Annotated in this window: 21 protein-coding genes; 9 read left to right on the plus strand and 12 right to left on the minus strand. The window is 58.6% G+C overall.

The window, feature by feature from the left end; translation table 11 throughout:
• Positions 1-42: 42 nt before the first annotated feature.
• The 4 genes from guaA (at position 43) to mrdA (ending at position 4,526) form a co-directional block, all read left to right on the plus strand.
• Entirely contained in the window at positions 43-1,629 is a 1,587-nt protein-coding gene (guaA, locus tag SYN8016DRAFT_RS13625) for a glutamine-hydrolyzing GMP synthase (protein WP_006855001.1), read from the plus strand.
• 64 nt (positions 1,630-1,693) lie between these two features.
• Positions 1,694-2,305, plus strand: a complete 612-nt coding sequence (locus tag SYN8016DRAFT_RS13630) for a hypothetical protein (RefSeq protein ID WP_038014995.1) — start codon at positions 1,694-1,696, stop codon at positions 2,303-2,305.
• A gap of 14 nt (positions 2,306-2,319) precedes the next feature.
• Entirely contained in the window at positions 2,320-2,715 is a 396-nt protein-coding gene (locus tag SYN8016DRAFT_RS13635; RefSeq protein ID WP_006855003.1) for a hypothetical protein, read from the plus strand.
• A gap of 5 nt (positions 2,716-2,720) precedes the next feature.
• Positions 2,721-4,526, plus strand: a complete 1,806-nt coding sequence (gene mrdA, locus SYN8016DRAFT_RS13640) for a penicillin-binding protein 2 (protein WP_006855004.1) — start codon at positions 2,721-2,723, stop codon at positions 4,524-4,526.
• Position 4,527: 1 nt separating this feature from the next.
• Here mrdA and SYN8016DRAFT_RS13645 read toward each other — a convergent pair whose 3' ends face one another.
• The 4 genes from SYN8016DRAFT_RS13645 to SYN8016DRAFT_RS13660 all read right to left on the minus strand — a co-directional run bounded on the left by SYN8016DRAFT_RS13645 (position 4,528) and on the right by SYN8016DRAFT_RS13660 (position 8,079).
• Positions 4,528-5,673, minus strand: a complete 1,146-nt coding sequence (locus SYN8016DRAFT_RS13645; RefSeq protein ID WP_038014997.1) for a glycosyltransferase family 1 protein — start codon at positions 5,671-5,673, stop codon at positions 4,528-4,530.
• Between the two features lie 13 nt (positions 5,674-5,686).
• Positions 5,687-6,883, minus strand: a complete 1,197-nt coding sequence (locus tag SYN8016DRAFT_RS13650) for an NAD-dependent epimerase/dehydratase family protein (protein ID WP_006855006.1) — start codon at positions 6,881-6,883, stop codon at positions 5,687-5,689.
• A gap of 58 nt (positions 6,884-6,941) precedes the next feature.
• Positions 6,942-7,109: a photosystem II assembly protein Psb34 gene (gene psb34 / locus SYN8016DRAFT_RS13655; RefSeq protein ID WP_006855007.1), complete on the minus strand. Its 168-nt coding sequence runs from the start codon at positions 7,107-7,109 to the stop codon at positions 6,942-6,944.
• A gap of 157 nt (positions 7,110-7,266) precedes the next feature.
• Positions 7,267-8,079, minus strand: coding sequence for a thiazole synthase (locus tag SYN8016DRAFT_RS13660; protein ID WP_006855008.1), 813 nt, complete (start codon positions 8,077-8,079; stop codon positions 7,267-7,269).
• Positions 8,080-8,172: 93 nt separating this feature from the next.
• On the opposite strand from SYN8016DRAFT_RS13660, the gene SYN8016DRAFT_RS13665 reads away from it, so the two are divergent.
• Complete coding sequence (locus tag SYN8016DRAFT_RS13665; protein WP_006855009.1) at positions 8,173-8,694, plus strand: hypothetical protein; 522 nt, start codon at positions 8,173-8,175, stop codon at positions 8,692-8,694.
• Here the strand turns inward: SYN8016DRAFT_RS13665 and SYN8016DRAFT_RS13670 are convergent.
• From SYN8016DRAFT_RS13670 to rpmI, 3 genes are all read right to left on the minus strand, one after another.
• Positions 8,662-9,237: a tetratricopeptide repeat protein gene (locus SYN8016DRAFT_RS13670; protein ID WP_006855010.1), complete on the minus strand. Its 576-nt coding sequence runs from the start codon at positions 9,235-9,237 to the stop codon at positions 8,662-8,664. The genes SYN8016DRAFT_RS13665 and SYN8016DRAFT_RS13670 overlap by 33 nt on opposite strands.
• Positions 9,238-9,273: 36 nt before the next feature.
• On the minus strand, positions 9,274-9,621 hold the full coding sequence (rplT, locus tag SYN8016DRAFT_RS13675) for a 50S ribosomal protein L20 (protein WP_006855011.1): 348 nt from the start codon (positions 9,619-9,621) through the stop codon (positions 9,274-9,276).
• A 72-nt stretch (positions 9,622-9,693) separates the two neighbouring features.
• Positions 9,694-9,891 (minus strand): 50S ribosomal protein L35, encoded by a 198-nt coding sequence (rpmI, locus tag SYN8016DRAFT_RS13680; RefSeq protein ID WP_006855012.1) that lies wholly within the window; start codon positions 9,889-9,891, stop codon positions 9,694-9,696.
• 76 nt (positions 9,892-9,967) lie between these two features.
• On the opposite strand from rpmI, the gene SYN8016DRAFT_RS13685 reads away from it, so the two are divergent.
• Both SYN8016DRAFT_RS13685 and SYN8016DRAFT_RS13690 read left to right on the plus strand, forming a co-directional pair.
• Positions 9,968-11,581 (plus strand): SpoIID/LytB domain-containing protein, encoded by a 1,614-nt coding sequence (locus SYN8016DRAFT_RS13685; protein WP_006855013.1) that lies wholly within the window; start codon positions 9,968-9,970, stop codon positions 11,579-11,581.
• Positions 11,582-11,587: 6 nt separating this feature from the next.
• Complete coding sequence (locus tag SYN8016DRAFT_RS13690; protein WP_006855014.1) at positions 11,588-13,018, plus strand: glycosyltransferase family 2 protein; 1,431 nt, start codon at positions 11,588-11,590, stop codon at positions 13,016-13,018.
• A gap of 11 nt (positions 13,019-13,029) precedes the next feature.
• Here SYN8016DRAFT_RS13690 and SYN8016DRAFT_RS13695 read toward each other — a convergent pair whose 3' ends face one another.
• The 5 genes from SYN8016DRAFT_RS13695 to tig all read right to left on the minus strand — a co-directional run bounded on the left by SYN8016DRAFT_RS13695 (position 13,030) and on the right by tig (position 19,249).
• A complete protein-coding gene (locus tag SYN8016DRAFT_RS13695; protein WP_006855015.1) occupies positions 13,030-14,988 on the minus strand; it encodes a DNA polymerase III subunit gamma/tau in 1,959 nt (652 codons plus the stop codon).
• Between the two features lie 23 nt (positions 14,989-15,011).
• Complete coding sequence (locus SYN8016DRAFT_RS13700; RefSeq protein ID WP_006855016.1) at positions 15,012-15,707, minus strand: lecithin retinol acyltransferase family protein; 696 nt, start codon at positions 15,705-15,707, stop codon at positions 15,012-15,014.
• 12 nt (positions 15,708-15,719) lie between these two features.
• Positions 15,720-17,075 (minus strand): ATP-dependent protease ATP-binding subunit ClpX, encoded by a 1,356-nt coding sequence (gene clpX, locus SYN8016DRAFT_RS13705; protein WP_006855017.1) that lies wholly within the window; start codon positions 17,073-17,075, stop codon positions 15,720-15,722.
• A gap of 88 nt (positions 17,076-17,163) precedes the next feature.
• On the minus strand, positions 17,164-17,853 hold the full coding sequence (clpP, locus tag SYN8016DRAFT_RS13710) for an ATP-dependent Clp endopeptidase proteolytic subunit ClpP (protein ID WP_006855018.1): 690 nt from the start codon (positions 17,851-17,853) through the stop codon (positions 17,164-17,166).
• A gap of 46 nt (positions 17,854-17,899) precedes the next feature.
• Positions 17,900-19,249: a trigger factor gene (gene tig, locus SYN8016DRAFT_RS13715; RefSeq protein ID WP_006855019.1), complete on the minus strand. Its 1,350-nt coding sequence runs from the start codon at positions 19,247-19,249 to the stop codon at positions 17,900-17,902.
• 185 nt (positions 19,250-19,434) lie between these two features.
• Between tig and SYN8016DRAFT_RS13720 the strand changes: the two genes are divergently transcribed.
• Both SYN8016DRAFT_RS13720 and dapA read left to right on the plus strand, forming a co-directional pair.
• Entirely contained in the window at positions 19,435-20,466 is a 1,032-nt protein-coding gene (locus tag SYN8016DRAFT_RS13720) for an aspartate-semialdehyde dehydrogenase (protein WP_038014966.1), read from the plus strand.
• Between the two features lie 5 nt (positions 20,467-20,471).
• Positions 20,472-21,380, plus strand: coding sequence for a 4-hydroxy-tetrahydrodipicolinate synthase (gene dapA, locus SYN8016DRAFT_RS13725; RefSeq protein ID WP_006855021.1), 909 nt, complete (start codon positions 20,472-20,474; stop codon positions 21,378-21,380).
• Positions 21,381-21,389 lie beyond the last annotated feature (9 nt).

The following is a 21,389-nucleotide window of genomic DNA, read 5'->3' on the forward strand; positions in this document are numbered from 1 at the left end:
TGAAGGTTTGGAAGGCCGTTCTTTTGACGGTCCTAGAGCGGTATGTCATCAGTCCAGAGCGAAGGTCAGCGCAAACCGGCCATCGTCATTCTTGATTTCGGTTCTCAGTACTCGGAACTGATTGCACGCCGCGTTCGTGAGACGGAGGTCTTCTCCGTGGTGTTGGGCTACAGCACCAGCGCTGAAGAATTACGGGCTTTGTCTCCTCGTGGAATCATCCTCAGCGGAGGCCCGAGTTCGGTCTATGCCGATGAAGCTCCCCTCTGTGATCCAGCGATTTGGGATCTGGGCATCCCGGTGCTGGGGGTCTGCTACGGCATGCAGTTGATGGTTCAGCAGCTTGGTGGTCAGGTGGTGGCGGCCACGGGTAAGGCCGAATACGGCAAGGCTCCGCTCGTGGTGAATGACCCAACGGAACTTCTCACGAATGTGGAGAGTGGATCCACGATGTGGATGAGTCACGGTGATTCCGTAGAGGCCTTGCCAGATGGCTTTGTGCGTTTAGCGCAAACAGCGAATACGCCTGAGGCCGCGATTGCGAACCACAGTCGACGTTTATATGGCGTTCAATTTCACCCTGAAGTGGTTCATTCCACCGGTGGAATGGTGATGATTCGCAATTTTGTGTATCACATCTGCGGCTGCGACCCGGATTGGACCACGGAGGCTTTTATCGATGAAGCGGTTGCCAATGTGCGTGAGCAGGTTGGCAAAAAGCGCGTGCTGCTTGCCTTGTCAGGCGGTGTGGATTCTTCAACCCTTGCTTTTTTATTGAAGAAAGCGATTGGAGATCAACTCACCTGCATGTTTATTGATCAAGGCTTCATGCGCAAAGGCGAGCCTGAATTCTTGATGGAGTTTTTTGATCGCAAATTCAATATTCATGTGGAGTACATCAATGCTCGCGATCGGTTTATTAAGAAGCTTGATGGCATTACAGACCCAGAGGAGAAGCGCAAAATCATCGGTACGGAATTCATCCGTGTGTTTGAAGAGGAGAGCAAGCGCCTTGGCCCCTTCGATTACCTCGCCCAGGGCACGCTGTATCCGGATGTGATTGAGAGTGCTGGCACCAACGTGGATCCCAAAACCGGAGAGCGTGTGGCGGTGAAGATCAAGAGCCATCACAACGTGGGAGGGCTTCCTAAGGATTTGCGCTTCAAGTTGGTGGAGCCCCTACGCAAACTCTTCAAGGATGAAGTTCGCAAGGTGGGCCGCACACTCGGGTTGCCCGAGGAGATCGTCAGTCGTCATCCTTTCCCTGGACCTGGACTGGCGATTCGCATCTTGGGCGAAGTGACGGAGGAAAGGCTTGATTGTTTGCGTGATGCCGATCTGATTGTGCGCGAGGAGGTGAATGCGGCGGGGCTGTATCACGAGATTTGGCAAGCGTTTGCCGTGCTTCTTCCCGTGCGCTCCGTGGGTGTGATGGGCGATAAGCGCACCTATGCCTGGCCAATCGTGCTGCGCTGTGTGTCGAGTGAGGACGGCATGACCGCTGATTGGTCAAGGCTTCCCTATGACCTGATGGAAACGATTTCCAATCGGATCGTGAATGAGGTGAAAGGAGTGAATCGTGTGGTGATGGACATCACCAGCAAGCCGCCAGGAACGATTGAGTGGGAATGAGGCTGTTTAAGGGGCTGGTGAACAGGCCTCAGCGTCGATAACCTTGGCGCCCGGCATCAATCCCTTGACCGCTGCTCAAGAGCAGGACCTCCAGCTTCAGCGCCGTCTTCAGCAAGACAGCATCCTGTTGGCAGGGAAAACGATCTACATCAATCCTTTCTTGTATTGGCGTCGCTTCGACAGCAATACGGATCGTTGGTTGCGCGAACCGGGCCAGCTCCCGGAAGAGCAGATTGCTGTGAATCGCAGTCGCTTCTATCCAGAGCTCGACTGGACCTCGCTGAACAATTCCGATCGGGAGATCAAGGACGGAGCCGTGGAGATGTTCCTCAAAAGTTTGGAACTGATTGGGACGTTTCACCCCGAGCTGAGTTCCGGTCATCTGCTCGAGGTGGAGCGCAAGATGGCGATCACCAAAAAGCGGTCGTTCGAGCGTTGGGTCGAGAAGTCGTATCGGAGACGCGCCAAGCAGGAAACCTGGGAGCGTCGTCGCTTCGTTCGTGACCGTTTTTGGCGCTCGTGGGGGGAATGGCTTTCCTTAGAAGCCACCCATCACGCCTTGGCTCCTGCGGTGGCGTTGTTGGTGATCACAGGCGTGGGTGGCTGGTGGCTTGGGTCGTCTAATTCAAGTTGTCCGACACTTTTGCCTCCTCCGGAGCAGACTGGAGTGCGCTGAGTTCGGGTCTGCTCATGGCTGACAACCAACCGTTTGACTCCCTGAGATTGGCATTGATGCAGGACGTGCTGCCTGTGGGGCTTGCTTTGGTGGAGCGGGCTCGCGCTGGGGGTCCTGCCAAGGTGGTGGAGTCGTTCACTTCAGGGGCGCCAGATCCGTTGCGCGAGTTGCGCGATGAAGGTGAAACGGCCGCGAAGGGTGTACGGGAACGACTGGATCAAGTGAGTCCTGGGCTCGGTAATCCGGTGATGCCTGTGCAAGTGGCTGTGGAGGAGCCCTCAGATGAAGTGGTCGACGTTTTGGAAGAAGGCAGGTCACCGAAAGAGGAAGAACAGCAGTTGCATGAGGTTCTGGCAAGGATTACGCAGCGGCTGCAGGCCTTGGAAGCTCAGCTCGAGCAAGAGAGCTAAGGGGCATGACGCGCTCTGCTTCTCCCCAAAGGGACGCTCAGCGTCAAAGTGGATTGCGCCAGCAGCCCCTGGTCTTGTTCGGATTGGTGCTGTTGTTTTGCAGCGCCATGGTTGCTCGCTTGGTCTGGCTCCAGGTGTTGGAGGGCCCCCGCTACAGGCAGTTGGCGGATGAAAATCGCATTCGCTTGGTACCCAGATCGCCAACGCGTGGCCGTCTTCTTGATCGCAAAGGGCGGGTTTTGGCCTCCAGCAAGCTCACCTATTCGCTGTATGTGGAGCCGCGCTTGGTGGATGATGCGGCCTGGCCGGCCTTGCGCGACCGGCTTGCCAGTCTTCTCGATCTCAACCCATCCACCCTGGATCGTCGGCGCCAGTCGGGCCCAGACCGCAATGGTTACCGCATCAATTTGGCCAGTGAACTCAGCCCTGAGCAGGTGCTGCGTTTCCGGGAGCAATCCCTCGGCCTGAAGGGAGCTCAAGTGGACGTGGACATTCTTCGCGCCTATCCCCACGGAACGCTGGCAGCCCATACCCTCGGCTACACCCAGCCGATCACGGAGGAGGAGTACACCGCCCTGGCTGATCGGGGCTACAAAATTCGCGATCGGATTGGTCGCATCGGCGTTGAGGCGGCCTACGAGTCCCATTTACGGGGCGAATGGGGCGGTCAAATGCTTGAAGTGAATGCCATGGGTGAGGTGCAAAGGCACTTAGGCGATCGTCCCTCCGTGGCGGGCAAAGACCTCACCCTCACGCTCGATCTTGATCTTCAGAAGGTGGCTGAACAGGTTTTGGCTGATAAGCCTGGCGGCGCAATCGTGGCCATGGACCCTCGCAACGGAGCGATCTTGGCGCTTGCGAGCAAGCCGAATTTTGACCCCAATTTTTTCTCGAAACTGGTTACCACGCAGAAGGAGTACGACGCGCTGTTCTCCAATCCCAAAAAGCCGCTGTTGAGCCGTGCCATGAATGCCTATGACCCTGGCAGCACGTGGAAGCCTGTGACAGCGATGGCAGGAATGGCGTCAGGCAAATTTCCAGCTGAGGTCAAGTTGAACACCACCGCTTGCATCACCTACGGCGGTCACTGTTTCCCTGATCACAATGGCGCTGGCTTTGGCCGGATTGGCTACGCCGATGCCCTGCGCTTCTCCAGCAACACGTTTTTCTATCAAGTGGGTGTGGGTTCTGGTTCGCTTGCTCTCAAGAAGGCGGCCACCCAGCTTGGCTTTGGGCGCAAGACGGGGATTGAGATTGGTTGGGAGGAAAATGTGGGTCTCGTGGGAGATGAAGCCTGGGCGAAGGAGGGCCGCGGCTGGGCGGAGCCTGGGTCCACGCCTTGGATTCCAGAGGACATGGCTTCTGCGTCGATTGGCCAGTCCGTGGTGCAGATCACCCCACTTCAACTGGCACGGGCTTACTGCGTGTTTGCCAATGGTGGCTGGCTCGTCACCCCCCATCTGGCCGATCAAGGTTTGGATTGGACGGCTCCATCGCGGCGTACCAAGGTGCCGATCAAGCCAGCAACCCTGGCCAAGATCCGTCAAGGTTTGCGCAAGGTGGTGGAGGACGGCACCGGCTACGGCCTGAATGGGGAGGGCATTCCTCCTGCGGCCGGTAAGACCGGTACGGCGGAGGACAGCACGGGCGGTCCAGATCATGCCTGGTTTGCCAGTTATGCCCCTTACCCGAACGGCGAGATTGTCGTGGTGGCCTTCGCTCAAAACACCCCGGGTGGTGGTTCAGTGCATGCGCTGCCGATGGCCAAAAAAGTGATTGAGGTCTGGAACCGCAACCGTAAGCAGACTTGATTTACGCCGCTGAGGAGATCTCTGAGGAGAGCACTTGGCGGTAGTAGCCGCGTAATTGTTCTGTGGCTCCGGCCCAGCCCCAGCGCTCAGCTTCCGAGCGGGCGGCATTGCGGAGGGTTTGACGTTCGAGATCATTGCCGAGCAGCTTGCGGGTGGCTTCGATCAAGCTCCCCGCCCCTGCATCGGCCCCGTCTGGTTCATAAAGACAGCCGTTCACGCCGTCGCTGATGATGTCTGGAATGCCGCCGCGATTGGCTCCCACCACCGGACAGCCGGCGGCCATTGCTTCAAGCAACACAAGGCCCAGGGTTTCGGTGCTGGAGGGAAAGAGGAAGGCATCACCGCTGGCATAGGCCCCCGCAAGTTCTTCTCCAGCCAGATAGCCCACAAAGGTGGTGGCCGTTCCTTCGAAATGCTTCTCCAACTGTTGCCTGTGGGGTCCGTCGCCGACGAGCGCCAGTCGGGTATCGGGCAAGGCTTCGAGCACGGGGCGGATCCGTTCGATCTGTTTTTCTGCCGAGAGCCGCCCGACGTACAGCAGCAGTGAGCCGCGGTCGTCGTATGCACCGAGCAAGCGTTGACGGAGTTCTTGGCTACGCAGTTCGGGCCGGAACAGCTCCGTATCCACGCCTCGCTGCCAGAGGGCGGTGTGTTGGATGCCCTTGTCACTGAGCTCTTGCACCATCGCGGTGGAGGTGCAGAGATTGAGCACGGCTTGGCTATGCGCTGCTTTCAGCAGCTCCCAAAGCAACGGTTCGAGCATGCCCATGCCGTAGTGCTCGAGATATTTCGGCAGATGGGTGTGATAGCTGGCGATGAGGGGGATGGATTTGCTCTTGGCGAGCCAGATGCCTCCCAAACCCAAAACCGCTGGATTGACGACGTGGATCAGGTCTGGCTGGAAGGCATCGATGGCTTCGGAGACCGCAGGCCGCGGCAAGGCCAGCTTCAGCTCTGGGTAGAGCGGCAAGGGCATGGCGGGAACGCCCACCACCTTGGCTCCCATGTAGTTGCTGGGTGCACCTTCCGGACAAAACACCACCACCTCATCTCCGGCATCGACCAGATGCTTCACCGTTTTGGTGAGCCGGGTGACGATGCCGTCGACTTTGGGGAGGAAAGTTTCGGTAAAGAAGGCGATTCTCAAGGGTTCGTCCCGATCAGGAGGCGTTGCCAATGGCTTGGGCTTGGGTTTTGGTCCAGGCCGATGTGCAGAGGATGCGATTCCGGTCGCAGCGATCCGCATAGCGAGTGGCGATTTCCACCACCTCCTTCAAGAGGCCGTCATCCAAGGTGGTGGGTTTGAGCCCCAGTTCGATGAAACAGCGGTTGTCCACGATCAGATCGTTTTCAACGGCTTCGTTGCGTGGATTCGGGAGATTGTTGACCTGAGCGCCTGTTAAGGCAGCCACCTTCTTGGCCAATTCGCCCACTTGGTGGCTCTCGGTCATTTGATTGAAGATCTTGACCCGTTCGCCTTTCTCAGGCCGATTTTCGAGTGCGAGCTGGACGCAACGCACCGAGTCACGGATGTGGATGAAGGCGCGGGTTTGACCGCCGGTGCCATGCACGGTGAGGGGGTATCCGATCGCGGCTTGCATCAGGAAGCGGTTCAGCACCGTTCCGTAGTCACCGTCGTAATCAAAGCGGTTGGTGAGCCGTGGATCACGATCCGTGGCCTCCGTGTTGGTGCCCCAAACAATCCCTTGGTGAAGGTCCGTAATTCTGACCTTGTCGTTCTTGTTGTAGTAGAGGAACAGCAGCTGATCGAGCGTCTTGGTCATGTGATAGACGCTGCCAGGACTGGCTGGATGAAGAATTTCCTCTTCAAAACGGCTGCCATCAGGCTGGGGCACTTCCACCTTGAGGTAGCCCTCAGGAATGGTGGCGCCACGGTGGGAGCCATAGCCATACACCCCCATCGTGCCCAGGTGCACCACGTGGATGTCTTGGCCCGATTCCACGATCGCGGCCAGCAGGTTGTGAGTGCCGTTCACGTTGTTGTCAACGGTGTAGCGCTTGGTGGCGCTGCTCTTCATCGAGTAGGGAGCGGCGCGCTGCTCGGCGAAGTGCACCACGGAGTCGGGCTTTTCTTCGATGATGAGGTCGAGGAGCCGTTGGTACTCGTGGGCGATATCCATATGGATGAATCGCATGGGCTTGCCGCCAATGCTTTCCCAGACGTTGAGGCGTTCACCGATGCTCACGATCGGCGTTAACGACTCCACCTCAAGGTCGATATCGATCTTGCGACGGCTGAGGTTGTCCACAATCACAACATCGTGATTTTGGTCCGCCAAATTCACCGCACAAGGCCAGCCGCAGAAGCCGTCACCACCTAAAACGAGAACTTTCACCCCAAACTCCTGCTGAAGCGAGCAAGCCGCTGATTTCTGGCAAGCTACTACAGGCTTTTTAGCTGACGGCTACGGACAGAGCCATGAGGGCGATCACAAGCACTGCGCCGGAGATGATCAGCAGCCGAGAGCCGTTGCTGAGAGAGGCTCCGTCGCTGATCACTTCCATGCGAGGTTCCTTCGCGAAGGCGTTGAGGCGACCGCCATCTTCTTGTGTGACCTGCATGGATTGAGCTGCAACTGAACGGGACCTTATGGAGTTGATGGTGGGTGCGCTTTGATTCGCCATGCTCCTTCATGGCCTGAGATGTGCTGTTACATCCAGGCGGTTTATGCGGCGCTGTACAAGGCGCTGTACGAGGCGGTGAGTGCATTGTGCGTGGCTAGCTGTTGATGCGTCCGCTGGTGGGGGAGCTCGGAGAGGCTTCGGCACGGGTTGGTAACCGGCCAGCCAGCAAGGATTGGCGTCCTGCCTGCACGGCAGAAGCCATCGCTTCTGCCATCAGGGGCGGTTGTCCCGCGAGGGCGATGGCGCTGTTGATGAGAACGGCATCGGCGCCCATCTCCATCGCTTGAGCTGCATCACTGGGCACGCCGATTCCCGCATCAACCACCACCGGCACCTTGGCGCTCTCAATGATCAGGCGGATATTGGCGGCATTGCGCAAGCCCTGACCTGATCCGATGGGGGATCCCAAAGGCATCACGGTGGCGCAGCCCACGTCTTCTAAACGCTTGGCCAAGAGGGGGTCGGCATTGATGTAGGGCAGCACGGTGAAGTTCTCCTTCACCAGCATTTCTGCTGCTTCCAAGGTTCCAAAGGGGTCGGGCAGTAAATGACGACTGTCTGGGATGACCTCCAATTTCACAAAATTGTTGTTTTCCTGACCCGCCAGCTTGGCGAGCTCCCTGCCAAGCCGGGCCACCCGCACGGCTTCTTCGGCGTTGGTGCACCCCGCCGTATTGGGAAGCATCCAGATGCGTGACCAGTCAATGGCTTCCATGAGGCCTGCATGCCCCTCAGCGACCGCCTGAACGCGCCGAACGGCAACCGTGACCATCTCACAGCCTGAGCGCTCCAGGCTGAGCTGCATGGCCTCCAGGTTTGGGTATTTGCCTGTCCCGGTGATCAGTCTGCTGTTGAAGCTGCGCCCTCCGATATGGAGTGCTTCGTCGTGAGAGTGGGTCGGATCCATTGTGGTCAGTTGCGGTTTGGTTGGAGAACCGGATCGTGATGCGGTCAAGCAGGCCGCAACCGCCCTACCCTGCGCCAATCATCTATTGGTTGCATGCCAGTTCCACCCGTCATAGACATACCGGTTGAGATTCAGGCACCGTTTGAGTCTTCCCAATCGTTTGATAGTTCACAACTAGCCATACCTCTTGAATTTGAGGGATCTGTTGAGAGTTTTGATCCTGTCGCGCGTGCTGCTGATCTCGCTGCAACCCTGCCACGCCAATGGTGCGGAAATTACACCTCCTTTGAGTCGAATTCCACTGTGGATGTGGAATTAACCCTGACCCGCTTGAAGCCCATGGGGCAGATGGTGGATTTGCGTGGAGAGATGCGCATCGGCGCGATCTCTACGCCTGTTCAGGGCAATCTCAATGCGAAATCTGATCAGCTTGACCTTTTGCCCTTGTCTCCTGATCTCACCAATGACCTGGAAATTGGTGGAAGGTTTTTAGGGTTGCAAGCCTTTTCTTTGGCTGGGTGGGATGCTCCAAGACTGACGAACCCTGGAGGACGTCTGGACCTGTCGCGTAGCTGTGCTGTTTCAGAATCCGCGCCCATCCGGGCCCTTTGGTGAAGCTTTATTGGAGTTCTTCCCATTCGCGGCAGCGCGTTCCAAGCGATTTAACCGCTTACGCGCTGTTTTGTTTTTAGGGTCAAGAACAAGTGCTTGGCGATACAGCTCACAGGCTTCTTCGTTTTCTAGGAGTCTCTCTTGGGCAAAAGCGAGATTATTGATGGCCACTGGGTAATCCTCTTTGGCTCGGAGAGCTGCCTTGTAATGGCGTACGGCGGTCGTGAAATCCTTCTCTGCAGCTAAGGCATAGCCCAGAGCATTCTCAATCAGAGCGCGCGCTTCATCGGGCTCGTCATTGAGCCTTTTCACGGCCTGGCGCAAGGTCACAATCGCCTGCGGATACAGGCGCTTGCGCAATTGAACGGACGCCAGCTCATAGAGAGCGCCTGCGTCTTTGGAGGACGCAACCTTCTCTTGCTCCATCTTGAGCAAGCTTTGTTCGTCGCGGCGAACCCGTAAAAATTGGCGACCGCCGACAACAGCGACGATCGCCAAGAGGCCAATCAGGCCCAATAAATAGGTCTGAGGCAGCAAGGAATTCATGTCAGACCCAAGAAACGTCCCGTCGGGGACTGATCATTAACCCTGAGTGGCATTCACAACGTTGGCGAAACTCGCAGGATCGACAACAGCCATCTGGGCCAACATTTTGCGGTTGATCCGCACATCAGCTTTCTTGAGACCGCCAATCAAACGGCTGTAGCTCACGCCATTCATGCGTGCTGCTGCATTGATCCGTGCAATCCAGAGACGGCGGAAATCACGCTTGCGACGACGACGGTCGCGGTAGGCATTGCAAAGCGCCTTCATGACGCGTTGATTTGCCGTACGGAAGAGTGTTCCGTTGCTGCCGCGGAAACCACGGGCTAAACGGAGGATTTTATTGCGGCGTTTACGGGCAACATTGCCTCTCTTGACGCGAGCCATGAATCAGATGTGGAGAAGTTGAAGGAAGAATGTCCTGCGTGGATGACCACCTGGCAGGACTCAGGACTGAGCTCAGGCGTAGGGCATCATCAGCGTGACGCGTTCCTCGTCGGTGCGATCCACCACAGCCTTGGTCTTCAAATGACGCTTCTGTTTCGGCGATTTGTGATCGAGAAGGTGATTATGAAAGGCGCGGCGACGCATGAACTTGCCAGTGCCTGTTGCTTTGAACCGCTTGGCGGCTGCTTTGCGGGTCTTGAGCTTGGGCATGGGTCTGGCTGCACGCGGCATAAGCGACAACCATAGAACGTTGCCTTCCTGAAAGCCAATCAATTCAAGCCGCGTCATGCTGAATCCAGTTGCAGCGGACGTGTTCTTGACTCCTCCCTTTGGCTGGCTGAAGCGCCGGGTCGTTGTTCCGTTGGCGTTGGTGAGTGCGATCGCTTGCAGCTGCCGCGCGCAAGAAGCGACGATCGAACCGGGCCCTCCTGCTGTTGTGACCCATCGATCGGTTCCTTTGCCGCCGAAAGCCCATGAAGCGCCCTTATGGGTGGCCCTGGACGATCACCTCGGCCGCGGCACCACCACGCAACGGTCCGGGCCTTTGCTCACCTTGAAGAGTGCTGGCGAGCAGTCCCTGCGCTTGCGGGATGGCTCTGGAGCTGAGGTTGCCGAGGGAAGGGCGCTGCGTCTCAGCTGGCGACTGGCTCCTCTGGCTGTTCCTGTGGAGGTGGCCCGCAAGATTGCCGGTCCCTACGCCAGTTTTGAATCAGCGGAACGGATTGCGAGCCGATGGCGTGATCAAGGCGTGCTCGCCCGTGTTGCCCATCCCAGCAACTGGGAGGTGTGGATACCGATGGATGCTGAGCCTCTGGATGGGGTCCCTGTGCGGACCTTGATGCGCACGCTCACAACGGAGATGAAAGCCGTCTTGGAGGGCCCCTCGGGTGGTCGCACCCTCCAGGGTCCGCTGATGCTGGAGGCTCCGAACGGTCTGCTCTGGCAGGGAGGCGTTCTGCGCGGTCCGTTTCGTCTGCAGCCGGATGCCTATGGCAGTTGGACGTTGTTGGAACAAGTTCCGCTTGAGCGTTATTTAGAGGGGGTGGTTCCCCACGAAATTGGCGCTGGATCGCCGACGGCGGCGTTAGAGGCGCAGGCGGTCTTGGCGCGCACCTGGGCCTTGGCGAATAGTCATCGGTTTGCGATCGATGGCTATCACCTTTGCAGTGATACGCAGTGCCAGGTGTACAGCGATCCCCGCCACGCCAGCGCTGCGGTGCGCCAGGCGATTCGTGCGACCTCTGGGCAGGTGTTGGCGTGGAACGGCGAGCCGATTCAAGCTTGGTATCACGCCAGTAACGGTGGGGTGATGGCTGGAGCAGAAGAGGCTTGGGCGATGGACTCCCTTCCTTACGTAAAGGCCCGTGCGGATGGATCAGCGGGATGGATCAAGGGCTTGGCGTTGCCGCTTAAGGACCCCACCTCTGTGAGTGGCTTGCTCTCTCGCGGCGATGGTGTCTATGGCAGGAATCACCCTCGTTTTCGTTGGTCGCGTATCTATAGCGCTGCCCAGGTTGCCCAGGCTCTACGGGCGGCTGGCCTGCCTGCTGGGGTCCCCAGTGCTCTCAACGTGCAGACGAGAGGAGCGAGTGGACGGGTGCTGGCCCTTGACATCGAGATGACGGGGAACGGGGAGCCGGTGATGCTGCGGCTGGATGGCATCCGTCGCACCTTGCGCCGCCTCCCCAGCACCTTGTTTGTGATTGAGACCCTTGGGCCCGATCGATGGCGTTTTAAGGGTGGAGGATTTGGCCATGGAGTGGGCCTCTCGCAAGCCGGTGCCATTGATCTGGCGGCTCGAGGTTGGAGCTTTGAGCGGATTCTTAGCCACTACTACCCAGGAACAACATTGACCACGGTCCAACCGTCTTCTAGTTCCATACCCGGTAAGGCCCCTTAAAGTCCCATGACTTCGAACGGTGACAGGGTGTTGGCCGCAGGGACAGGCGATCGCCGACGCGGCAAGACAGCCTTGTTTGTGGTGGCTTGTGGTTGCGCGGGAGCAGCACCCCATTGGCTCGATCCCTCCAGGAGTCTCATCCCTTCGCTCACGCTGGCGCTCGTGCTCGGTGGGTACTCCCTCAGCACGACGCTACGAGGCTCTGATGAGAGCGCGAGTCCCGCGAGCAGCGAGCCTGCCACCGATGCCACCGATGCCACCGATGCCACCGATGGGGATGGGACCTCTCTCACGGAGACAGCCCTGGCTGCGGAGCCCGCGGTCGTCGAGAGCTTGGCCTCTTGGCCCAACGTGGACGTGGTGGTGGCGGCCAGGGATGAGGAAGCTGTGGTGGCTCGTCTCATGGAGCGCCTCGGAGCACTTCGCTATCCAGCTGACCAACTCACGACCTGGATCGTTGATGACGGCAGCGAAGACAAAACGCCAGATCTTCTGGATGAACTGAAGCCTCAATATCCCAACCTGAATGTGATTCGCAGGCAGCGCAATGCAGGCGGAGGCAAGTCAGGTGCGTTGAATGCGGCGTTGGCTCAAAGCAGTGGGGAGTGGATTCTCGTGCTGGATGCCGATGGTCAAATCAGTGACGACCAGCTCGAACGGTTGATTCCGATCGCCGTGATGGGTGATTGGTCTGGCGTGCAGATGCGCAAAGCGGTGACGAACGCCGATACCAACCTGCTGACGCGGGTCCAGGCCGTGGAGATGGCCTTTGATGCGCTGATTCAGCAGGGGCGCCTATTGGGGGGAGGGGTGTCTGAACTGCGAGGGAACGGGCAGTTGCTGCGGCGTGATGTGTTGGAAGCCTGCGGAGGATTCAATGAGGACACGGTCACGGACGACCTCGACCTGAGTTTTCGTTTTTTGCTCCAAGGTGCTCGCACAACCTTGCTTTGGAATCCACCGGTGCGAGAAGAGGCGGTGGAGACGATTTCGGCGCTTTGGAAGCAACGACAACGATGGGCAGAAGGAGGTTTGCAGCGCTTTTTTGATTACTGGCCGGGGCTGCTATCCAATCGCTTAACGGTTGGCCAGAGACGTGACCTGGCTTGTTTTTTCTTGCTTCAGTACGCCCTGCCTGTGCTCTCCTTTGCCGATCTGGTCACCAGTGTGTTCACGCGATCCTCACCGGTGTACTGGCCCTTGTCGATTGTGGCGTTTGGCGTGTCAGGCGTGGCGTATTGGAGGGGGTGCCGCCGCTTCAGTGAAGGCCCTGCCTTGCCTCAACCCAATCCGTTTTCGTTGCTGTTGGGAATTGCCTATCTGAGCCATTGGTTCTTTGTCATTCCCTGGGTCACGCTGCGAATGGCGGTGCTTCCCAAGCGCTTGGTCTGGGCAAAAACCACCCACCGTGGCCATGAGGAGACGGTCAAAGCCTGAGCGCTGATTCCTCAAACGTTTTCGTCATGGTCCAGTTCCACATCCAGGACCTGACCGTTAAAAAAGTCGGCAAAGCGCTTCACCTTTTCATCCATGATTGAAGGGGGATTCACGTCCGCAGGTGAAGGCGGGGTGGGCGAGCCCATGGATTGGGAACCGGGCCCAGGGACCTCTGTTGAAAGGATGCTGGGAGCTGCTGAGCTTGCCGCTGTGGTTGTCGTTGAGGTTGCCGTTGACGATCTTGCCGGTGGTGAGCTGGTTGTGGCCTCTGCGACCGGAGTGATGGGCGGTGCTTGCACAGCTGGCATCACGACGGGCGATGGAGATGCTGGTGTTGGTTGAGACGGCTTTGGTTGAGGAGGGGTTGTTTGAGACGGTGTTGCTGGTGCGGCGGAGGGCGTCGAGGCCATCGGGGCTGCACCGCCATGGTTTTCCAAGACCAGTTGCCGATTCCCGCCAATCGAACGTTTGATCGCTTGTTCCAGCAAGCTGGCCCGGCTTTGCACCATGCCCATCCAATTTCCAGCCACCTGCACCACAGCGCGATGGGGATCGAGACGGACGAGTTGCGCCTGCTGTGACAGCAGCATCCGGGTGGAGGGGAGCTCGAGACTGGCGAGAATCTGTTGCCACAGTTCAGGCAGATTGTGACTGTCAGGGGCTGGCTCTGGCTCTGATGGGGGCGCTGAGGCTGGCGTAGGAGCAGGCTCTGAGCTGACGACCGGTTGGGGGCTTGTATTGGGAAGACTGATGGGTGGTGCTGGTGCTTCAGTGGCTGGAGCTGTGCTGGCCACCGGAGGAGTGCTGACGACGGAAGTGCTGCTTGTTGGCCTGCTCACCGCCGCGGCAGTCGGGGCTTTGGTAATGGGGAGCTCGGCGTCAGCCAGGAGGCCTAGGAGCAACACTTCCAGCCACAGCCTTGGTTGCACGCTTTGACGCAGTTGCTGTTCGCTGCCCTTGAGTTGGGCTTGCCAATGCAGGAGTCGCTGCCGGCCTAGGCGTTGTGCGAGGGCAGGCAACTGCTCTCGAAATTGTGGGGAGACCCCGGTGAGCTCTGGACGGTCCGGGGCGACAGCCATCAACACCAGGTCGCGCAAAATGCCCGCCAACCCCTGCAGGACAGCCCCTGGATCCCGGCCACGATCCAGTAGGCGTCTGCTTGCCTCCAGCAGCGTGAGGGGTTCTCCCTCCGCCAGCGCTTCGGTCAGGTTGAGAAGCTCTTGCTCTGGCACGGCTCCCAACAGGTCCCAGACCGCATCCGCCTTGATCGGTCCCGGCAGGAGGCTGAGCTGATCGAGAAGGCTTTCTGCGTCTCGTAGGCCTCCTTGGGCGCGCTGGGCCACCACATGCAGCGCCTCTGGTTGGATCGGAATCGACTCCTGTTCGGCAATCCAGGCCAGATGTTGATGCAAGGCCTCGAGGGGAATGCGCCTGAAGTCAAAGCGTTGGCAGCGACTCAGGATCGTGGGCAAGACGCGTTGGGGATCGGTCGTGGCCAACACGAACACCACCTGCGGTGGTGGCTCTTCCAGGGTTTTAAGCAGCGCATTAAACGCGGCTGTGGAGAGCATGTGGCACTCATCCACCACATACACCTTCCAGCGCGCTTGCACAGGGGCGAACCTGGAGCGTTCGATCAGATCGCGAATGTTGTCGACACCGGTGTTGGAGGCGGCATCGATCTCGATCACATCGAGCGCCGTGCCACGCGCAATCGTTGTGCAGAGCTCACACGTCCCGCAGGGCTGGGGTGTTGGGCCGTCGTGGCTCAGACAGTTGAGTGAGCGCGCCAGGATCCTGGCGCTGGAGGTTTTGCCGGTTCCGCGTGGGCCGCTGAATAAGTAGGCCGGGGCAATGCGTCCGGAGGTGAGGGCATGGCCGAGTGTGGCGGCAATCGCCTCCTGGCCCACCAGCTGGTCAAAACGTTGAGGACGGTATTTGTGATGCAGCGGCTGATAGGCCTGACTCATGCACTACCCGCAAGACGTTGAGGCTACTCAGCTTGATCGCTGATGGAAGGCCCATGTTGCTCGTTGAGCAAATCGCTAATCCGTTGTTCGAGTTCTTCCACGGCTGCGAGTTCATCGGCGAGGGTTTGGCCAGCTTTGAGGAGCCTTTGGCCCTGTCCTCCATAGCGATCGCTGGCGCCGTTGTTAGGGCCGCCGCGGATCCATCCCTCGGCTTGCTCAAGCGTGCCTTCTAGTTGGTTGAGCAAGCGTTGACGGAGCTTTTTCAACTGCACCAGGCCGCGGCGAGCACGATCTCGGGATTGTTCATTCACCAACCCTCGCTTCAGGAGCAACCGGAGTCCGGTGAGCAGGGCTGCGGGCATGAGCTGGCCTATGGCCAAAGCCCCGAGGCTGGTGGTGTGCAGGAAGCTTTCCACTTGCCCGCTTTGATGCCGGCCTGTTTTGCACCAGCTAGCGAAATGCTCGCAGTTGTTGAACAGCAGGTTGTAACGCTGTTCGCCGATGCGGCTCATCGCTCGCCGCAGCGTGACGCCTGGTGGAGATGGATGCTCATGCTCGACAACGCTGGTCTCTAAGCCGCGTTTGAACTCCTCCAACGGACTGCGCAGAATTTCTCGCCCTTCGAGGTAATGGGCGATGGTGCCATCGCCGAGATCGATGCCGTGATGCAGAAACAGACCATGCTGGCGCGGGACTGAGAGGTGGTCAGCGGCAGCCATTCAGGGTGACGTTCAAGCCGACTCTTTGTGTTGCTTGGTGCCGGGGAGGGGAAGAACTTTGCCACCGGTGTGTTCTTCGACCATGGCTTTGGTGATCGTGAAGGCAGTCACGGTTTGATCGGAGGGCAGCTCGTACATAAGGTCCAGCATCAACTCCTCCACGATCCCGCGCAGGGCGCGGGCACCCGTTTTGCGCCGGTGGGCTTCTTTGGCGATTGCCTCAACGGCCTGGGATTCGAAGTCCAGTTGCACGTTGTCCATGCTCAAGAGCGTGCTGAATTGCTTCACCAGGGCATCGCGTGGCTCGGTGAGGATCGATTCAAGTGCGTGCTCGTCAAGGGGTTCGAGCACAGCGTTCACCGGCATGCGGCCAATGAACTCGGGGATGAGGCCGTACTTAACCAGGTCATCGGGTTCGAGATGACGCAGCACCTGGGCCGCTTGGATATCGCGGGTGGCGCGGTTGCGACCCCGACCATCATTCGGCACAAAGCCGATGGCATTGCGGCCCATGCGCTTCTGCACCACGTCATCCAGGCCGACGAAGGCTCCACCACAAATGAACAGGATTTGGCTCGTATCGATTTGGATGCAGTCCTGGTAGGGATGCTTGCGTCCGCCTTGAGGGGGCACGTTGGCCACGGTGCCTTCCAGCATTTTCAGAAGGGCCTGTTGAACACCTTCCCCAGACACATCGCGCGTGATCGAGGGGTTTTCGCTTTTGCGAGCGATTTTGTCGATTTCATCGATGTAGATGATCCCTCGCTGGGCCTGCTCCACATCCATATCGGCTTTCTGCAGCAGCCTCAGCAGGATGTTTTCAACGTCTTCACCGACGTAGCCAGCCTCTGTGAGGGTTGTGGCATCGGCAACGGCAAAGGGCACATCTAGCATTTCTGCCAGGGTCTGGGCCAGCAGGGTTTTGCCGCAGCCGGTGGGGCCGATGAGCAGGATGTTGCTCTTATGCAGACGGGTGGCGGTTTGGGCGGCTTCGCCTTGCCCATCGCCCTGCCAGGCCAGGCGTTTGTAGTGGTTGTAGACGGCGACAGACATCACCTTTTTGGCCGCCTCCTGACCAACGACTTGTTCGTCGAGGAAGCCTTTGATCTCTTGGGGTTTGGGGATCGTGGCCAGGGTTGGAGCCGGTTTACTGGTTTTGCGCGTGCCGCCTGCAGCCGTTTTCTTAGAGGGTTCGGCGCCGTGGCGGGGATTGCCCTGGGCGTCGATCAGCTCTTCATCAAGAATCTCGTTGCAGAGATCGATGCATTCATCACAGATATAAACGCCAGGACCCGCGATTAGTTTGCGCACCTGCTCCTGGGACTTTCCGCAGAAAGAGCACTTCAGATGGGCGTCAAATTTGGCCATCGGGCTCTGGACACATCAAACGAAAAGACAGAACCGGTCGGAGTGGGATCGGACTGGATACGTAGGATCGTGGGGAAAGTGGGCTGTGTCAGCCCCCCGTAATGATTCCTTCGCCTCCGAGGTTGTCCACAACGCGATCGATCAAGCCGTATTCAACCGCTTCTGCTGGAGAAAGGAAGTAGTCCCGTTCAGTGTCTTCGGTGATTTTCGCGAGCGGCTGGCCGGTATGGTCCGCCATCAGGCCGTTCAGGGTTTCCTTAAGAAATAAAATTTCTTGCGCCATGATCTCGATGTCCACGGCCTGACCTTGAGCACCACCCAAGGGTTGGTGAATCATGATCCTGGCGTTGGGAAGGGCTAGGCGCTTGCCTTTGCAGCCTCCGCTCAGCAGAAACGCTCCCATGGAGGCGGCGAGTCCGTAGCAGATGGTGACCACGTCTGGCGCTACTTGCTGCATGGTGTCGTAGATCGCCAACCCTGCAGTGATCGAGCCACCAGGTGAATTGATGTACACCTGAATATCTTTTTCAGGATCTTCCGCTTCTAGAAAAAGAAGTTGAGCCACCAGAGCATCCGCTACCTGGTCGTTCACGTCGGTTCCGAGAAAGATGATTCTCTCCCTGAGTAGACGGGAATAAATATCAAAGGAGCGTTCACCCCGCCCGGACTGCTCCACCACCGTGGGAACCCCAGGAGAGGCCAACGGGGTGTGAGCTGAAACGGGAAGGGTTCCTCGCCAGCGGTTTTCGATCGGGTGGTGGCTGCGGGCGTTGATCACGCGGCGGCGGGCAGGAGGACAGATGAATGCAATCTATGGGCGCCGATTAGGCATCGGTGGCGCTTGGCTTGTCCTTTTCAGGTGCCTTTTCGCTCACGGTGCTGTTTTCTTCCAGCCAGCCAAGGAGTTTTTCTTGAAGAAGATCCTCGATCACGGCTTGACGGAGACGGTTGGGGTCGATGTCGCGCTCACCGGACAGTTGGGCGGTGACCTCCTTCACTTTGGCGTCAATCTCTGGATCCTCGAGCTTGAGGCTTTCCGCTTCTGCCAGGGCCGAGAGGGCAAGACTGCGGCGCAAGCGCTCCTCCGCCTCTGGGCGTGAGGTTTCCATCAAGTTGCGGACGAGGTCAGGAGTGAACAGGGATTTCACGTCCATGCCCTGTTGGGAGAACTGCGCTGCGGTTTGTTCCACCAGGTTGCGCACCTCCTGTTGCACCAGGGTTTCGGGCAGTTCCACCTCGAGTTGCTCGACAAGAGCAGCGAGCAGGGCGTCGCGTCGATTACTGGTCGTACGCCGCTCAGCGTCGTCCTTTAAACGCTTTTCGAGGTCAGAGCGGAGCTCGGCCAAGGTTTCCTGCTCGCTGGCCTGTTTCGCGAAGTCGTCATCCAGGTCGGGCAGTTCCCTGGTCTTGAGATCCTTCAGTTCGATTTCGAAGCTGGCCTTGCGTCCGCGCGCATCCTCCTTGGGGTAGTCATCAGGAAAATTGCAGGCCACGGTTTTGCTGTCACCCACCTTCATGCCCACAACGCCTTCGATGAAGCCGGGGATCATGCGGCCGTGCTCGAGATCCACATCCATCGACTCGGAGCTGCCGCCTTCAATCTCGCTGCCGTCGTCGCTGTAGGTGCCTTTAAAACCCACCACAGCGATGTCGCCCTCTGCAGCCTTGCGGCCCTCTACTGGCACCACAGTGGCGAGCTGTCGACGCGACTGCTCGAGCATTTCATCTACTTTTGACGCATCGAAGCTGACGCTTTCCGCTTCCGCTTTCAGTCCCTTGGTGGTTTTCAGGGTTGGAGTGGGAGCAACATCGGCTTCAAAGGTGACCGACAGGGGCTTTCCAGGCTCAAAGGACTCCAGCAAGGCTTCGTAGCCGCCATCAACTTCGGGTTGGCCAAGGGCTTCAATCGTTTCCTGCTTGATGGTGTCCCGCCAGATCCCGTCCACGAGGTTTTCGAGCGCTGTGGCGCGAATGCGCAGTCCGCCCAGTTGTTGCACGAGAACGGAGCGAGGCACCTTGCCTTTGCGGAATCCAGGCAGATTCACGCTGCGGCTCAGCTGTGAGATCGCCGCTTCGTAACTGGCCTTGCAGCGTTCGGCAGGAATCGCTACCTCAACGGCCAGACGGCTGCCTGGGCGGGCTGTGGAGGTGACCTTCAGGCTGGCGGCACTCATCGGCGAGGTTTAAGAGCAGACCCAACACCTTAATTAAGTGCGAGACCTTTGCCATCCGCGTAAGGTGGTTGGATCGCTATAGCAACTCCCTGAGACGTCACGACGTCATTACAAGGTCAGGGATCGATGCATTGAGTGGCATGTAGCCACGGCTAACACCAGATTTCGTTCCAGTTTTCATTCGTTTGATTTCCGCCGCGCCATTTCCCAACCGACCACTCACCGTTGCGGTGCTGGGTGCCAGTGGTGCCGTGGGTCAAGAGCTTCTTCAGCTTCTTGAAGAACGGAATTTTCCGGTCTCTGAACTGCGTCTTCTAGCGTCCGCTCGCTCTGCTGGCAGTCGCTGCTCGTGGAAGGGGCAGGAGCTTGTGGTCCAAGAGACCACAGCCCAAGCCTTCGAGGGCGTTGATTTGGTGCTTGCCTCGGCAGGCGGCTCGGTGTCTAAGGCTTGGCGCGAGGCCATCGTGGCGTCGGGAGCCGTGATGGTGGACAACTCGAGCGCGTTTCGGATGGAAGACGGCGTGCCTCTTGTGGTTCCCGAGGTGAATCCAAGTGCAGCGCATCAGCATCAAGGCGTGATCGCGAATCCCAACTGCACCACCATTCTGTTGAGCTTGGCGTTGGCGCCGCTGGCGTCGCGCCGACCCCTGCGTCGCGTGGTGGTGAGCACCTATCAATCGGCGAGTGGTGCCGGTGCCCGGGCCATGGATGAGCTTCGCGATCTCTCCCGGGTGGTACTGGATGGAGGCACCCCTACCAGTGAGGTGTTGCCCCATTCGCTTGCGTTCAATCTTTTTCTGCACAACTCCCCTCTGCAGTCCAATGGCTACTGCGAAGAGGAGCTGAAGATGGTGAATGAAACCCGCAAGATCATGGGGATCCCTGATTTGCGCTTTACAGCGACGTGCGTGCGGGTCCCTGTGTTGCGCGCTCACTCAGAAGCGGTCAATGTGGAATTCCATGAGCCGTTCTCTGTAGAGGAGGCCCGTTCACTGCTGGCTTCTGCCCCTGGTGTTGAGTTACTCGACGATTCCGCCCACAACCGCTTCCCCATGCCCACCGATGTAACCGGTCGAGACCCGGTGATGGTGGGGCGGATTCGTCAGGACATCAGTGAGCCGAACGCGCTCGAGTTTTGGCTATGTGGTGATCAGATTCGTAAAGGTGCCGCTCTGAACGCCATTCAAATCGCCGAATTGCTTCTTCCTTCTGTTTGACCTGTATGAGCACTGCTGCTGAACTTTCTCCCACTCCATTTGGCCGACTGTTGACGGCCATGGTGACCCCTTTCGATGCTGAGGGACGCGTGGATTTGGCCTTGGCAGGTCGCTTGGCTCGTCACCTTGTTGAGGAAGGTTCAGAGGGACTTGTGGTTTGTGGCACCACGGGTGAATCGCCAACCCTGAGCTGGCAGGAGCAAGTGAAGATGCTGGAGGCGGTTCGTCAAGCCGTTGGACCTGGCGTGAAGGTGCTTGCAGGCACGGGCAGTAACAGCACCAGTGAAGCGGTGAAGGCCACGCGAGAAGCGGCCGAGGCTGGCGCTGACGGTGCTCTCGTGGTTGTGCCCTACTACAACAAGCCTCCCCAAGATGGCTTGGAAGCGCATTTTCGAGCGATTGCGACGGCGGCTCCCGAGCTACCGCTGATGCTTTACAACGTGCCTGGACGGACTGGAACGAGCCTGGCTCCAGCGACGGCCGCTCAATTGATGGACTGCGCCAATGTGGTGAGCTTCAAGGCAGCCAGCGGTTCGATTGAAGAAATCACCGAGCTGCGCTTGGCCTGTGGACCTCGCCTCGCCGTCTATAGCGGTGATGACGGCTTGCTCTTGCCGATGTTGTCCGCTGGTGCTGTCGGCGTGGTGAGTGTGGCCAGCCATGTTGTTGGCAAGCGTTTACGCCACATGATTGATGCCTTTCTCAGCGGTCAGAACGCTGTTGCCCTTGGTCAACACGAGCAGTTAACGCCGCTCTTCCAGGCCCTCTTTGCCACCTCCAACCCCATCCCTGTGAAAGCTGCACTCGAGCTGAGTGGATGGCCCGTCGGTGCTCCTCGTCTTCCCTTACTCCCCCTTAATTCAGCCATGCGCGATTCCTTAGCCGACCTTCTCACTGCCCTGCGTCAGACCTGACGCTCCGGC

This window comes from Synechococcus sp. WH 8016, assembly GCF_000230675.1.
GTDB lineage: Bacteria > Cyanobacteriota > Cyanobacteriia > PCC-6307 > Cyanobiaceae > Synechococcus_C.